The sequence below is a fragment of the Acinetobacter sp. TGL-Y2 genome (assembly GCF_001612555.1).
Taxonomy (GTDB): Bacteria; Pseudomonadota; Gammaproteobacteria; order Pseudomonadales; family Moraxellaceae; genus Acinetobacter.
This window is the reverse complement of the sequence record NZ_CP015110.1, coordinates 1,252,197-1,266,078: the sequence shown is the minus strand read 5'-3', so window position 1 is coordinate 1,266,078 and position 13,882 is coordinate 1,252,197. Positions and strand designations below refer to the sequence as shown.

The window sequence follows — 13,882 nt, the reverse complement described above, 5'->3', positions numbered from 1 at the left end:
AAAGTATTCATAATAATGAGTTAGTGATGTGGAAATATTTAGCTCTCATTTCCTGCCGTCAAATCAATCACTCATCTCCAATCATTTCAAGATTGGAAAAATCCAGTGGATTCACTCCATCTTCAATACTTTGATAGGCATGCGTAAAGGTGGGAGACAAGCGTTTAGGCTTGCCTGTTGCGATTTCAACGCACGCCCATTTGGTACTGGCCACAAATAAAACCGCACGATCTGCAGGTCTATAAAATACGTATTGACGATATGAATACATGGCATTGATGTCACTAAACCACGTTCTGAGCACTACGTCATCCCCAAGTACACTGGCTTTTTTATATTGCATATGATGTTCCACTGCCACCATTGCATGTTTAAGTTCTAGGTATCCCTTAAGACCTAAACCAATATGATCAATATGTGCGGTCGCCACATCCTGCATCCATTTCACATACACTACATTATTGACATGCCCAAGTAGATCAATATGTTCAGGTTGTACTTTCAATTTTAAATCAAAAAATGTGGTCACGAAATCGCCTTATATAGAGATAGAACGCATTGCGCTTCAATCTAGCAAAGCCTGTACCTTAAAGAAATCACAAAAACAAAAAAAGCCACTCGAAAATAAGTGGTTTTAAGAATGGCTCAAGCATTCGGTCTGCAAAATGTGCTGAACATGAATGCTAGGGCCTTAACTTATTATCTAATAACGATTAACGAATGCGTAATCCCACAACAGCATTACGTCCATCTCGAACGATACCAACACGCGCTACTGTATTATTTTTCAAATTGGATACCTGTTCGATAAAATCATTCGGTGTAAGGATAGTTTTGCCATTAATTTGCGTCACCACATCACCCGCTTGAATACGTGATTGTGCAGCTAAGCCACCTGGAGTTACACTCTGAATAAGAACTCCACCTCTAATCTCAAATCGAGTTTTTTCCGCTTCAGAAAGTCCACGAATTGCAACACCGAGCACTGGGCCACGCTGTGCTTTTTCTACTGTTTTATTTGCTTTCGCTGGGGTATCGTCTGGTGCAGTCGTTAAAGTCGAAGAAATCACACGTGCTTTATCATCACGTAAAACTTCAAGCTGAATCGTTTGATTTGGCGTAGTTCGGTTTAAATAGTTTAACAAATCTGAGGTTCTGGAAATCGGTGTACCGTTATATTTTAAAATCACATCACCTGCTTTAAAGCCCGCTTTTTCCGCTGGTGAATTGGGTGCAATTTGGGTAATCAATGAGCCTTCTGGTTTAGGTAATTTATACGCTTCTGCCAAGTTACGATCAATATCTTGCAACATCACCCCCAAATAAGAGCGCGTGACTTTACCATTTTTCTTCAACTGATCGGCTACATCCATTGCGACATCAATCGGAATGGAAAATGACAAGCCCATATAGCCACCCGTTCCACTAAAGATACGAGAGTTTACCCCAATGACTTGACCTTGCTGATTAAACAAAGGTCCACCTGAGTTGCCGGGATTTAAAGCCACATCTGTCTGAATAAAGGGCACAGACGTTTCACCCAACATATTTCTTGACTTGGCACTGACAATGCCCGCGGAGGCAGAATAATCAAAACCAAAGGGTGAACCAATTGCAAGGACAGGCTGACCCACTTTCAACTGATCCATATTGCCTGTGCTTAATGCAGGGAAATTTTGACCTTCAACTTTGAGCAAGGCCACATCGGTACGTTCATCACTCCCGATAACTTTGGCATCAATTTCACGGCGATCATTCAGCATGATCGTCACTTCGGAAGCATCTTCAACCACATGGTGGTTGGTGAGCAAGTAACCATCTTTGGTAATAAAAAATGCACTCCCGAATGCCGTCTTTTCTTGCGGGGCGCGCTGCTGAGGAATAATGATCTGATTACCAAAAAAGCGTTTTAAAATTTCCGGCACTTGTTGTTGCAGAAGTTCTTCTTGGGTCATTTTTTTGACCACATTGACACTTACCACGCCCGGACTGACTTGTTCGACCAAATTTGAGAAATCCACAGCCGATGCCGCTTGCGTCTGAACCGCTACGGTAAATACGATTGCAAACACGCTTTTTTGTATCAGGTTTTTATTCATCTCAGACAAACTCACATCTTATGATTTTCGATAAAATTATATTTAGCACAATCAATATATAGTTTGCGTAAAAAAATGTTACTTAATTTATGAAAAACAATAGTTTACTTAATTTTCCCTTAAACCGTTCTATATTCACCATTTTCATTAAAATTTTAGAATTGACACTATTGTAATTTTATCTAAAAAAGCGTCTGATAAAGCCACTTTTTTTAATTCAATTAGCGAATGGAAATGTCTAATTTTATTAACGCGCAAAATTTTGATGTGATTATTGTAGGAAGCGGTGGTGCAGGTCTTACTTTGGCACTTTCCTTACCGGATCATTTTAAGATTGCGCTTTTGGCGAAATCACATCTCAATGATGCCAGCACTTACTTTGCGCAAGGCGGTGTGGCTGCGGTACTGCATGAATCCGATTCGATTCAACAGCATATTGAAGACACCTTAATTGCGGGTGCATTTTTATGTGAAACTCAAGCGGTACAGCAGACTGTTGAAGGAGGCAAAGCCGCGGTCGACTTCCTACTGGGTCAAGGGGTGCAATTCACCTTAGATGAGGATCAAAATTTACATCTGACCCGTGAAGGTGGACATTCCAAGCGAAGAATTATCCATGCCGCAGATGCAACAGGTAAAGCCATTTCTACAACCTTAGTAGAGAAAGCCATGGCGAAAGAGAATATTCAAATTTTTGAAAATTTTATCGCGATTGATTTAATTACTTCTCAAAAATTAGGTTTGGACACAGATCAAAATCGAGCTTGGGGACTCTATGCACTTAATGAGAAAACAGAGCAAGTACATACCTTTTTAGCCCCCTTTACCGCACTGGCCTGTGGCGGTGCCATGAAAGCCTATTTGTATACTTCAAATCCTGATATTGCCACGGGCGATGGGATTGCGATGGCGTATCGTGCAGGTTGCCGTGTTGCCAATATGGAATTTAATCAATTCCATCCCACCTGTTTGTATCACCCACAGGCAAGATCATTTTTAATTACAGAAGCGATGCGTGGTGAAGGTGCATATTTGCGTCTGCCTGACGGCGAACGCTTTATGCTCCGCTTTGATGAGCGTGCGGAACTTGCTCCGCGTGATGTGGTAGCACGAGCAATCGATTTTGAAATCAAGCGTTTGGGTATACGTCATGTCTGGTTGGATATCACTCATAAACCTGAAAGCTTTATCATTGAACATTTCCCGACATTACATGCACGTCTTTTAGACTTAGGCATCGATATTTGCAAAGAAATGATTCCAGTTGTGCCTGCTGCACATTACACCTGTGGCGGTGTGATGGTTGATCCACATAGTCAAACAGATCTTTCGGGACTATATGCCATTGGTGAAACCGCTTATACAGGCTTACACGGCGCAAACCGCATGGCAAGCAACTCACTTTTGGAGTGCTTTGTCTATGGTTTAGCTGCAGCGAAACATATTCAATCTGAGCATCATCAACATGTTCAATTGCCTGTCGTTCCACATTGGGATACCTCCCAAGTCACCAATGCCGATGAAGATGTGGTGATTTTACAAAACTGGGATGAACTTCGCCAAACCATGTGGAATTATGTGGGCATTGTGCGTACAACCAAACGCTTAGAACGCGCTTTGCATCGGATTGAAATGCTCAAAAATGAAATCGCAGAGTACTATAACGATTACCATGTTTCTAAAAACTTGATTGAGCTGAGAAACCTCGTCTTGGTGTCTGAAATGATTGTGCGCTGTGCCATGCAGCGTAAAGAATCTCGTGGATTACATTACAGCTTGGATTATCCAGAAATGTCTGATCAGCTTCACAAAACCATCTTGATGCCGCCCAACTTTGAATTGAAGAATAGTGCGATCAATGAACCTGCTTAGTGCTTAGTTTAGTTCTTAACTTCTTCTGAAAAGCGTGAATTTTAATTCACGCTTTTTATAGACTCTTTTATAAACTACAGATTCGTTGATAAGGTCATAACAGCCTGCAAACCCAAAGATCATGCCTCAGCTTGCGCTTCATTGTGGATGCTTATCGTTTAGGCGGAATTGAATAGGTTCCTGTCACATGAGCAATCGGTTCCTCTAAACCGATAGAATACAGATAAACCTCTCCGACCACCAAAGTTCTGCCCACTTTTATTAATTTACAAACAGCGCGAATATCTTGCCCAGCGGCAGGTTTTCGCAAAAAATTAACATTTAAATGGGTCGTCACCGTCAGCCCCACAATTCCTATTTCACCGAGAATCGCCACGTAGAGTGCATAATCGGCTGCGGTCATCATGGTCGGGCCAGAGACTGTACCCCCCGGTCTAAGATCTTGTGCATCGATGTGATAGATGATGCTTGCACCAGCCTCCACCACAGATTCGATTTCACATTTTTCTAAGCTCTGTGGAAATTCACGTTGTAAAAATTCGATAATCTCATCTTGAGTACTTTGCATAATCCTTCACAATAAAAAATCCCTGATATCTTTTAATATAAGGGATTTCATAAAAATGAACAGTGATTTAAAAGACCATTGTTATGCAAAAGACCCAAATTATGGATGGTTTAAGATAGTTTGCTCAGCTCAGACAGTGCATCTGCAAAAACGTGCTCAGGGGTTTGGGTTGCATCCAAGCGCTTCATACGGTTGGGTTCATACTGATGAATTTCAGCAAAGCCGGATCGGACCTTTTCAAAAAAGCTCAGCTTTTCTTGTTCAAAACGATCTAGTGCACCACGCTCACGCGCACGCGTCATACCGAGTTCTATGGGTGCATCTAACCAAAAGCTAATATCGGGCATTTTTTCAACAAAGTGATCATTTAATAATTTGAGTTTATTACGGCTTAAACCCCGACCCGCACATTGGTAAGCAAAGCTTGAATCACTAAAACGGTCACAGAGTACAATTTTACCTGCCGCTACAGCGGGCATAATCACTTGCTGTAAATGTTGCGCACGTGCTGCATACATAAGAAGTAGCTCAGTATCATGACTCATGCTTTCTTCATGATTCACCGATAACAACAGTGAGCGAATTTGCTCAGCCATGGGCGTCCCTCCCGGTTCTCGGGTTAACACCACTTCACGACCGCTGGCTTGAAAATGTTCAAACATTTTACGAATTAAGGTGGTTTTGCCTACACCTTCCGTGCCTTCAAAACTAATAAACATGCTGACTCCTTAATTTTTAGCACGGATGACGGACAGATATTCTTGAACAGCACGATTATGATCTTGCAGATTACTACTGAATTTATGCCCACCATTACCTGTTGCCACAAAGTAAATATGGTTTGAGCTGTCCGGATGCATCGCAGCTTCAATGGCTTTTGAGCTTGGCAGTGCAATTGGCGTTGGTGGTAAACCACTGATGGTATAGGTGTTATAGGCTGTTGGTGTACGCAAATCTTGACGCGTAATATTGCCTTTATAAGCATCGCCCATTCCATAGATCACAGTTGGATCGGTTTGCAAACGCATGCCCATTTTCAAACGGCGCACAAAAACACCTGAGACTTGTTCAAGCTCACGATCGACACTGGTTTCTTTTTCAATAATCGAGGCCATAATCAAGGCTTCATATTTATTTTGATAAGGTAAATCTGAGGCACGCTTGGCCCAAGCGTCATCAAGCGCTTTTATTTGACGCTGATACAGATCAGATAAAATTTTACGATCCGTTTCACCTTTGGCAAAAAAATAAGTGTCTGGTGAAAATAACCCTTCCGGATGATCATAAGGAATATTCAGCGCTTTCAGCAATTCAGGATAAGGTAGATGTGAAACTTCTTTCGTCACCAACTCATCTTTTTTAAGTGCCTCAATCAATTGTTTAAAGGTCGTGCCTTCAATCACCAAAATTCGGTTCATTTGCGCATTATCTGCGTCAGACAACATATTCAGCACTTGGCGAATGCTCATACCTTGGGTGACTTCGTAGACGCCGGCTTTCATGGTGTCATGAATCATCACGCGATGATAAAGCTTTAACACAATGGGAAAGTTCACCTGATCATCCTTGGCTAAACGATCAATAAAGCCTGAATAGGTGTCACCACTGCCAATGGCCAGCATTTGTTTTTGACCATCGACTGGATAATTTTTAAACAAACTCGACCACAGCACAAAAAATAGGATCAGTAAAAGTCCAACGATCATCACCAACAGCCCTTTGAGCTTGGTTTTAAACGTCGATTGTTTATTGTTGTTTGTTTTAGGACTAGGCATATTCAGACATTTGATTCAATTGAAGAGTTTGGAATAGTTCAAAACAAGGTTGAACATCTAAAGGCAATGCATTTAAATCCGTTACCGCTTTCATCGGATTCAATGCGTTGCAAAAAAATAAACTTTGAAAGGTCGAAATTTCGCCCATATCAACATATCGCTGTTCACATACAATTTGCTGTTTCTGCATGCGACTCAGAATTTCAGCACGCATCACGCCATGCACGCCATTATAACGAAGTTCTGGTGTAATCCATGTATTGTTTATTCTAATAAAACAATTACTGCTCACTCCTTCAACGATACCGCCTTGCACATCTGTAACCAAAGCTTCAAGCCAGGCTTTATCCTGTGCTTCTTTTTTAAGCAACACTTGTTCTAGACGGTTCAAGCTCTTAATCCCAACCAGTTGCGGCATGGATAACCCCATCGCGGTATTGAGCACCCCACTTGAGATCGTCTCAAATTGGAAATCAGTTATTGTTTGCGGATAGAAAATCACATAAATATCGGCTGGATGATCGGGCAAAGCATAGCCACGATTGCCCTCGCCTCGGCTGATCATAATTTTTAAGGTGCCATTCATCGGATTGTGTTGCTGCTGAATACGACGAACACTTTGTTCAATCAAATCTAAGTCTACATTTAACAGTAAACGTTTGGCGGCAAATGCCAAGCGCGCAAAATGTCGCGCTTTTAATTCAAATGTATTGTCATGCATTCGTGCCGTGCTAAAACAGCCATCACCATAATGAAAAGCCCGATCCAACAGCGATAGGTTTTTGACCAGATCAGCATTTTTAAAACACAACATATCAGTCCAAGCCCTTTCAAATCGCGACACATAATCGAGAAATATAGTTACAGCCACTTATCTCATTTATTCATATAAAATTCGTTTTTTATTATTTTTTATGGATAAAGAGAACCGCTATTCTGCACACATATTCACTTATTTACATTACTTAAATCATATAACCTTTGGGGATTATATACATGCGATTATCAAAATTAAAACTCGGATTACTTGTTGCTTTAGTTTCAGCGTCATCTCTGACCAGCGCCGCACGTGACTTCCTTAACGTGTCTTATGATCCTACCCGTGAACTTTATACTGAAGTTAACAAAGAATTTGGCGCCTATTGGAAGTCTCGTACAGGTCAGGACATTAATTTCCGTCAATCGCATGGGGGTTCAGGTAAACAGGCCCGCGCCGTAATTGATGGCCTAAATGCAGATGTAGTCACGCTGGCTTTGGCTGCTGATATTGATGCGATCGCAGAAAAAACCAATTTGCTTCCAAAAAATTGGCAAAAGAAATTCCCGCATAATGCGACACCCTATACCTCGACCATTGTCTTTTTAGTGCGTAAAGATAACCCTAAAAAAATTAAAGATTGGGGTGACTTAATTAAACCTGGTGTGGAAATCATTACACCTAACCCTAAAACCTCAGGCGGAGCGCGCTGGAATTATTTAGCGGCGTGGGCATGGGCAAAACACCAACCAGGCGGCAATGATGCTAAAGCACAAGAATTCGTCCGCAAAATTTATAAGCAAACCAAAGTTTTAGATTCTGGTGCACGCGGTTCAACCACAACCTTTGCCGAACGTGGTATTGGTGATGTGTTATTGGCTTGGGAAAATGAGGCATATCTTGCACTGCGTGAGCAGCCTGGTAAATTTGAAATTGTGACGCCTTCTTTGTCTATCTTGGCCGAGCCACCTGTCGCAATTGTTGAAAAGAATGCAGAAAAATCTGGCAATAAACAACTCGCACAAGGATATTTGAACTTCCTTTATTCAGCTAAAGGTCAAAACATTGCTGCAAAAAACTTTTATCGTCCACGTGATGCTAATGTTTTAAAAAAATATAGTTCTACATTTAAACCACTGAAACTCATTACCATTGATCGTGAATTTGGTGGCTGGACCAAGGCCCAAAAACAACATTTTGAAAACAACGGCATATTCGATCAAATTACCAAAGCGAACAGCGCAAAGTAATTTGATCACTTGATACAGGAGCACGTCTGATGCATACGATTATTGTCCCAGGTGTAGGTGGTAGCGATCAAAACCATTGGCAGTCTTGGTTACAACGTCAGTTATTGTCGTGCTCACGTGTGCAACAACAGGACTGGAATAAACCACTATTACAGAAATGGATTGAAAATTTCGTTACTTCCATTTCAAAAATTGAAGGCTCTATTCAGGTGGTTGCACACAGCTTTGGCTGTTTAACAACAGTTGCTGCCATACACCAACACCCCGAGTTGGCAAAAAAAATTAAAAACCTGATTCTGGTGGCCCCTGCAAATCCAAGTCGTTTTGGTGAAAATGGTTTTGCGCGTGACAGCATTGGCAATTACGCAGATTTTTTTCACAGTATCAAATTGAACATTCCGACCCATATGATCATCAGTGAAAATGATCCTTGGTTGAGTTTTGAAGATGCCAACACACTTGCTCAAGCATGGAATATTCAACCCATTAACTTGGGTCAAGTTGGTCATATTAATGTTGATTCTGGTTTTGGACCTTTTCCTGAAATTTATGATTACTTGATTGCTGAACAGAATCATCGCTATATAAGCAATACTGATGACGCCAAGTTGTATTACACATTTGCAATTTAAGGGATGCCTTTTATTCTTGGCGTAACTTTTTAAATTTACATGCTTACTGCTTTCAGTAAGCTTTCTCTCTTTTGAGGAGCAGTCATGTCGCAGCGATCCCGAGTGCTGCCAGGTTTTGGTCTTTCTCTAGGCTTTACCCTAGCGTATCTATCGTTAATTGTACTTATTCCCCTCTCTGCGGTTTTTATCAAGTCGCTGGGTATTGGCTGGGATGGTTTATGGGAAATTCTAAGCTCAGAGCGTATTTTAAAATCTTTACAACTGAGCTTTAGTGCTGCACTCATTGCGGCTTTGGTGAATGTGGTATTTGGTTTATTACTGGCGTGGTGCTTGGTACGTTATAGTTTCCCTGGTAAACGTATCGTCGATGCTTTGGTAGATTTACCCTTTGCACTTCCAACGGCGGTTGCTGGTATTGCGCTGACTTCTTTATATGCCCCAACAGGTTGGATCGGTCAGTACTTAGAGCCCATTGGGATTAAAGTAGCTTATACCCCCATTGGTATTACCCTTGCCTTGATTTTTATTGGTTTACCTTTTGTGGTGCGCACGGTTCAACCTGTACTGAGTGATCTGGAAATGGAACTTGAAGAAGCCGCTGCAGCACTGGGTGCGAACCGTTTTCAAATTATCACTAAAGTGATTTTACCCATTCTTCTTCCTGCACTGATCACTGGCTTTGCGCTCGCATTTGCCCGTGGTGTAGGTGAATATGGCTCAGTGATCTTTATTGCGGGTAACCAACCTTTTGAGACTGAAATTGCACCGCTGATGATTATTTCCCGTTTAGAAGAATATGACTATGCGGGTGCAACCACCATTGCGGTGGTGATGTTGGTACTTTCCTTCTTCATTTTATTCTTAATTAACTTATTACAAGCTTGGGCAAGCCATCGTACAGGGAGAACTGCACAATGAGCTTAAATAGCAACAGCAACGCTTTAGCTTTAAAACTCCAGTCTAGAGATGCGACACGTGAACCCACATGGGTACGTCATACCTTGATTATCATTGCCATGATCTTCTTCTTGAGCTGCTTAATTTTGCCTTTGATTTTGGTCTTTGTGGAAGCCTTTAAGCAAGGTGTTGGGGTTTATGCCCAAGCCTTGGTTCACCCAGACACCTTATCTGCGGTCAAACTAACGCTATTAACGGCTGTGATTGCTGTTCCATTAAACGTGGTGTTTGGTGTCGCAGCAGCATGGTCTGTTGCGAAATTTAACTTTCGTGGTAAATCACTTCTGACCACCATCATTGACATGCCATTTTCGGTATCGCCTGTGATTGCCGGTCTAATGCTGGTACTCATGTTTGGTGCGCAAGGCTGGTTCGGCGGTTGGCTCATGGACCATGACATTAAGATTCTTTACGCCGTGCCTGCAATTGTACTGGCAACGATTTTCATCACTGTACCTTTTGTCGCGCGTGAACTTATTCCATTAATGGAAGCACAAGGCACAGAGGAAGAAGAAGCTGCAATTGTACTGGGCGCATCAGGCTGGCAGACCTTTTGGAAAATCACCCTGCCCAATATTAAATGGGGTCTAATTTACGGTGTGATTCTATGTAATGCCCGTGCAATGGGTGAGTTCGGTGCGGTATCTGTGGTTTCAGGTCATATCCGCGGTGAAACCAATACCTTGCCACTGCATGTCGAAATTCTATATAACGAATATACATTTAGTGCGGCATTTGCGGTTTCTTCTCTCTTGGCACTGCTTGCGATTGTGACCTTGATTCTAAAAACATGGGTCGAAATTCGTCAAGAGAACCAAAATAAACGCAATGAAGATTCAACAGTTTAAAGGAAACACCCAATGAGTATTCAAGTCAAAAATATTGAAAAACACTTTGGTGCTTTCCATGCACTAAATAACATTTCACTAGATTTTCCAGATGGTCAATTGGTGGCATTACTCGGCCCTTCTGGCTGCGGTAAAACCACCCTACTTCGTATTATTGCGGGTTTAGAGTCTGCAGATGGCGGTCAAGTCATCTTAGAAGGTGAAGACTCCACCAATGTGCATGTGCGTGAACGCCAAGTGGGATTTGTATTCCAGCATTATGCGTTGTTCCGTCATATGACAGTTTTTGACAATATTGCCTTTGGTTTACGTGTACGCCCACGTGCAACACGCCCAAACGAATCTGAAATTAAAAAACGTGTCATGCGTTTACTCGATTTGGTGCAACTGGGTTTCTTGGCAGATCGCTATCCTGCACAGCTCTCAGGTGGTCAGCGTCAACGTATTGCGCTAGCACGTGCCTTAGCAGTAGAACCTCGTGTATTGTTGCTGGATGAACCATTTGGTGCACTCGATGCCAAAGTACGTAAAGAACTGCGCCGTTGGTTGCGTACTCTACATGACGAATTACATATTACCTCTATTTTTGTGACCCATGACCAAGAAGAAGCTTTAGAAGTAGCCGATCAAATCATTGTCATGAACAAAGGAAATGTGGAGCAAATTGGTTCCCCGCGTGAAGTATATGAAAAACCGGCAACACCATTTGTCTTTGATTTCTTGGGTCAAGCCAATCGTTTTGAGGGTCAAAACAGCAATGGAGTGATTCAAATTGGTGAGGATCGCATTCAAGTGCCGTTGGCAAAAGATGCGCCTCAAGGCGAAGTAATTGCCTTTGTTCGCCCAGATGAGCTGCGCATTCATGCCCAGCCCACTGACAATGCTTTTCAAGCAACCTTTATGCGTGAAGTATGGATTGCAGGGAAAGTGGTTGCTGAACTACAAAGCCGTCAAGGCAATTTAATTGAAATCCTGCTTACACCAGATGAAGCTAAATTACATCAATTTAGACCCAATCAAACCGTTTGGTTAAGCCCTTCTAGTTTGCATTTGTTCGCAAATCAAGTCGCTTAAGGAACATCTGATGGGGCTGATATGCTCCATCCCTTTATAAGGTCAATATAATTATGAATTTCCAACAATTAAGAATTATTCGTGAAACCGTTAGACAGAATTTTAATTTAACTGAAGCTTCAGCAGCCTTATACACCTCACAATCGGGTGTAAGTAAACATATCAAAGATTTAGAAGATGAGTTAGGGGTTCAGCTTTTTATTCGTAAAGGCAAACGCCTATTGGGTCTAACTGAGCCGGGACAGTCACTACTTGGCATTGTAGAACGCATGTTGGTCGATGCAGATAATATCAAACGACTTGCAGACGACTTTAATAAAGTCGATGAAGGCACATTGACCATTGCAACGACACATACACAGGCGCGTTACGTGCTGCCGCCCATCGTCAATTCTTTTAAAAAATTATTTCCCAAAGTACATCTGATTTTGCAACAAGCCAGTCCTGTCGAAATTTCCGAAATGCTGCTCATGGGTGATGCCGATATTGGTATTGCGACTGAGTCACTTACCACTGAAGACAATTTAGCGAGTGTTCCGTTTTACAACTGGAAACACAGCATTATTACACCGCAAGGTCATCCCCTGACGCAAATTCCGCCGCGTGAGATCACTTTAGAGCGTTTGGCTGAACACCCTATCATTACCTATCACGGCGGCTTCACAGGACGCTCTAAAATTGACAAAGCTTTTGAAGAGGCACAGCTGGATGTAGATCTGGTGATGTCGGCGCTCGATGCAGATGTGATCAAGACTTATGTTGAACTGGGTATGGGGGTCGGCATTGTCAACGACGTTGCCTATGATACCGAACGTGACCATCGCCTTAAACAAATCGATACTGATCTGTTTGGAGTCAACACCACATGGATTGCTGTACGCAAAGGGCATTTACTGCGCGGCTATGGTTACGAATTTGTATCACTCTGCGCACCAAGTGCTGATATTAAAGCGCTCAAGAAAATCGCTTATCCAAATGATTAAACTTTAATGCCACATAAAATTAGAGGACATTAAGTCCTCTTTTTTTGTATCTGATTAATGCAAAATGAAGTGTTATCTCAATCATTAAAAACGAAATATTAAATGCAATAAAAAAACGAGCCGAAGCTCGTTTTAATTTAAATCATATATTGATGATTAGAAATGGAAGCTTACGCCGACTTTACCGACTGGCAACCATTCATATTTGTCTTTGTTTTCTAATTTGTATTTAAGATCGTCTGCAGCATCTTGACCAGTTGCAGTACCGCCAACCTCAGCTAAACCAACAGATTGGATACTCGCTGTAGGGTTACCTGTATAGTAAGCACCGACTTCACCGAACACACCCCAATTTTTGTTGATCTTCGGTGCAAAACCAAGACCTACGTATGGAGCAAAGTCATTATCATTTGACATTTTGCCACTGATAGAACCTTGACCAGTTGGAGCATTATAGTTTTTACCATTAATTTTGATTACATCATTAGAGTTAGATAGACGCTTCTCTAAATCATATTCAGTATCAACATAACCAACACCAGCCGCTACATACAAACCTTGAGCCCATACGTTATTGCTTGCACCCCAAGGACGGATTTCAGCATTTAAATAACCAACGCTGTTATCCATTTCCATATCATATTTAGTGCCATCGATCGACAAATCATCAGACCAAGAGATATCCCCACCGTTATAACCCAGTGCCAAACCGACATAAGGGTTTGCAGTCCAAAGTAAAGCACCGCCGTAACCTGTAGTACCCACTTCAGCACGAACGCCAGTTGGGATCAATTGGTTAGCTTCAAATACGTTGCCGCTATGCACAACTTGAGTTTCAGCCATAGCCAAACCTGATGTTGTTAATGCCGCAGTGACTGCAAGTAATTTTAACATTTTCATTTTTTTCTCCTCAAGAAAATGAGTTGTTCTTTAATCGTTAATGTGTTCAGACTCGGCACATCATAATTGATAACGCACGCGCGATTAATACACAAATTGATTATTTTTTGTTATTTTTTGATACAATTAGGTATTAGTTATTGTTTTTTATTAGTTTTATGATTAAT

General features: G+C 41.7%; 14 protein-coding genes. 7 read left to right on the top strand and 7 right to left on the bottom strand.

Translation table 11 applies throughout. The features are described 5' to 3' along the window. Positions 1-67: 67 nt before the first annotated feature. Both AMD27_RS05855 and AMD27_RS05850 read right to left on the bottom strand, forming a co-directional pair. Positions 68-529: an acyl-CoA thioesterase gene (locus AMD27_RS05855; protein ID WP_067657598.1), complete on the bottom strand. Its 462-nt coding sequence runs from the start codon at positions 527-529 to the stop codon at positions 68-70. A gap of 184 nt (positions 530-713) precedes the next feature. Continuing rightward, positions 714-2,099 (bottom strand): Do family serine endopeptidase, encoded by a 1,386-nt coding sequence (locus tag AMD27_RS05850; RefSeq protein WP_067657595.1) that lies wholly within the window; start codon positions 2,097-2,099, stop codon positions 714-716. 228 nt (positions 2,100-2,327) lie between these two features. Here AMD27_RS05850 and nadB point away from each other — a divergent pair, with 228 nt between their 5' ends. Further along, complete coding sequence (nadB, locus tag AMD27_RS05845) at positions 2,328-3,971, top strand: L-aspartate oxidase (protein WP_150115754.1); 1,644 nt, start codon at positions 2,328-2,330, stop codon at positions 3,969-3,971. Positions 3,972-4,122: 151 nt separating this feature from the next. Here the strand turns inward: nadB and AMD27_RS05840 are convergent, their stop codons facing one another. The 4 genes from AMD27_RS05840 to pabC form a co-directional block, all read right to left on the bottom strand. Further along, positions 4,123-4,539, bottom strand: coding sequence for a PaaI family thioesterase (locus tag AMD27_RS05840; RefSeq protein ID WP_067657592.1), 417 nt, complete (start codon positions 4,537-4,539; stop codon positions 4,123-4,125). 110 nt (positions 4,540-4,649) lie between these two features. After that, positions 4,650-5,258: a dTMP kinase gene (gene tmk, locus AMD27_RS05835; RefSeq protein ID WP_067657589.1), complete on the bottom strand. Its 609-nt coding sequence runs from the start codon at positions 5,256-5,258 to the stop codon at positions 4,650-4,652. Between the two features lie 9 nt (positions 5,259-5,267). Beyond that, positions 5,268-6,314 carry an endolytic transglycosylase MltG gene (gene mltG, locus AMD27_RS05830; protein WP_067657586.1) on the bottom strand — a complete coding sequence of 349 codons (1,047 nt, stop codon included), beginning with the start codon at positions 6,312-6,314 and terminating at the stop codon, positions 5,268-5,270. Continuing rightward, positions 6,307-7,128, bottom strand: coding sequence for an aminodeoxychorismate lyase (pabC, locus tag AMD27_RS05825; RefSeq protein ID WP_067657583.1), 822 nt, complete (start codon positions 7,126-7,128; stop codon positions 6,307-6,309). Before pabC ends, mltG begins: the two co-directional genes overlap by 8 nt. A 182-nt stretch (positions 7,129-7,310) precedes the next feature. On the opposite strand from pabC, the gene AMD27_RS05820 reads away from it, so the two are divergent. The 6 genes from AMD27_RS05820 to AMD27_RS05795 all read left to right on the top strand — a co-directional run bounded on the left by AMD27_RS05820 (position 7,311) and on the right by AMD27_RS05795 (position 12,815). After that, complete coding sequence (locus tag AMD27_RS05820) at positions 7,311-8,321, top strand: sulfate ABC transporter substrate-binding protein (RefSeq protein WP_067657580.1); 1,011 nt, start codon at positions 7,311-7,313, stop codon at positions 8,319-8,321. Positions 8,322-8,347: 26 nt separating this feature from the next. Further along, on the top strand, positions 8,348-8,953 hold the full coding sequence (locus AMD27_RS05815) for an RBBP9/YdeN family alpha/beta hydrolase (RefSeq protein ID WP_067657578.1): 606 nt from the start codon (positions 8,348-8,350) through the stop codon (positions 8,951-8,953). Positions 8,954-9,037: 84 nt separating this feature from the next. Beyond that, on the top strand, positions 9,038-9,871 hold the full coding sequence (cysT, locus tag AMD27_RS05810; RefSeq protein ID WP_067657575.1) for a sulfate ABC transporter permease subunit CysT: 834 nt from the start codon (positions 9,038-9,040) through the stop codon (positions 9,869-9,871). Further along, positions 9,868-10,758 carry a sulfate ABC transporter permease subunit CysW gene (cysW, locus tag AMD27_RS05805; protein ID WP_067657572.1) on the top strand — a complete coding sequence of 297 codons (891 nt, stop codon included), beginning with the start codon at positions 9,868-9,870 and terminating at the stop codon, positions 10,756-10,758. The genes cysT and cysW overlap by 4 nt, the downstream gene beginning before the upstream one ends. Before the next feature lie 12 nt (positions 10,759-10,770). Continuing rightward, positions 10,771-11,832, top strand: a complete 1,062-nt coding sequence (locus AMD27_RS05800) for a sulfate/molybdate ABC transporter ATP-binding protein (RefSeq protein ID WP_067657569.1) — start codon at positions 10,771-10,773, stop codon at positions 11,830-11,832. Between the two features lie 53 nt (positions 11,833-11,885). Next, on the top strand, positions 11,886-12,815 hold the full coding sequence (locus AMD27_RS05795; protein WP_067657566.1) for a CysB family HTH-type transcriptional regulator: 930 nt from the start codon (positions 11,886-11,888) through the stop codon (positions 12,813-12,815). 156 nt (positions 12,816-12,971) lie between these two features. On the opposite strand, the gene carO is transcribed toward AMD27_RS05795, so the two are convergent. Beyond that, a complete protein-coding gene (gene carO / locus AMD27_RS05790; protein WP_067657563.1) occupies positions 12,972-13,715 on the bottom strand; it encodes an ornithine uptake porin CarO in 744 nt (247 codons plus the stop codon). Positions 13,716-13,882: the final 167 nt, after the last annotated feature.

Coding starts and splice junctions, on each gene's coding strand:
- AMD27_RS05850 (WP_067657595.1), bottom strand. CDS start 2,099: ATGAATAAAAACCTGATACAAAAAAGCGTGTTTGCAATCGTATTTACC.
- nadB (WP_150115754.1), top strand. CDS start 2,328: ATGGAAATGTCTAATTTTATTAACGCGCAAAATTTTGATGTGATTATT.
- AMD27_RS05840 (WP_067657592.1), bottom strand. CDS start 4,539: ATGCAAAGTACTCAAGATGAGATTATCGAATTTTTACAACGTGAATTT.
- tmk (WP_067657589.1), bottom strand. CDS start 5,258: ATGTTTATTAGTTTTGAAGGCACGGAAGGTGTAGGCAAAACCACCTTA.
- mltG (WP_067657586.1), bottom strand. CDS start 6,314: ATGCCTAGTCCTAAAACAAACAACAATAAACAATCGACGTTTAAAACC.
- pabC (WP_067657583.1), bottom strand. CDS start 7,128: ATGTTGTGTTTTAAAAATGCTGATCTGGTCAAAAACCTATCGCTGTTG.
- AMD27_RS05820 (WP_067657580.1), top strand. CDS start 7,311: ATGCGATTATCAAAATTAAAACTCGGATTACTTGTTGCTTTAGTTTCA.
- cysT (WP_067657575.1), top strand. CDS start 9,038: ATGTCGCAGCGATCCCGAGTGCTGCCAGGTTTTGGTCTTTCTCTAGGC.
- cysW (WP_067657572.1), top strand. CDS start 9,868: ATGAGCTTAAATAGCAACAGCAACGCTTTAGCTTTAAAACTCCAGTCT.
- AMD27_RS05800 (WP_067657569.1), top strand. CDS start 10,771: ATGAGTATTCAAGTCAAAAATATTGAAAAACACTTTGGTGCTTTCCAT.
- AMD27_RS05795 (WP_067657566.1), top strand. CDS start 11,886: ATGAATTTCCAACAATTAAGAATTATTCGTGAAACCGTTAGACAGAAT.
- carO (WP_067657563.1), bottom strand. CDS start 13,715: ATGAAAATGTTAAAATTACTTGCAGTCACTGCGGCATTAACAACATCA.